A 592-nucleotide genomic window follows, 5' to 3' on the forward strand; every position below is an offset into this window, starting at 1 on the left:
CCCTTGAACACATGCTTAAGCAAGGCAAAATCAACATCCACAAAGTGGCGTGGATTATCGCCAACCCAGTCTCCGGCGGCGGCAAATGGCAAGAATATGGCGAGCAAATCCAAGACGAACTAAAAGCCTATTTTGACCTAACGTTAAAACTCACCAGCGAAAATGTCAGCGCAAACACCTTCGCCAAAAAAGCCCGCAGTAGCGGCGCAGATATCATCATCGCCTGCGGCGGCGATGGCACAGTGACAGAGGTGGCATCGGAAATAGTGAACACCGACATCGACTTAGGGATCATTCCGTTAGGCACGACTAACGCCCTCAGCCACGCGCTATTTGGTTTAGGCAGTAAGCTCATTCCTGTCTCTCAGGCGCTGGACAATATTATCCAAGGGCATTACCAAGCCATTGATACAGCTCGTTGTAATGAACAATTAGTCTTGTTACTTGTGGGGATAGGCTTTGAACAGCAGATGATTGAATCTGCCAACCGTGAACGTAAAAATGCCCTCGGCCAGTTTGCCTACCTCGATGGCTTATGGCGCGCCGTGAATGCCGATATCACTCTAACCATACAGCTCAGCTTAGATGATGC

General features: G+C 49.5%; 1 protein-coding gene. It reads left to right on the plus strand.

Annotation, left to right across the window (positions count from 1 at the left end; translation table 11 throughout):
- Positions 1–592: diacylglycerol kinase family protein (locus ETV65_RS24745; RefSeq protein WP_205951644.1), on the plus strand; the 592-nt coding region annotated here is incomplete at both ends.

The organism is Rahnella sp. RFA10(1/100) (assembly GCF_004195115.1).
GTDB classification, from domain to species: Bacteria; Pseudomonadota; Gammaproteobacteria; order Enterobacterales; family Enterobacteriaceae; genus Rahnella; species Rahnella perminowiae.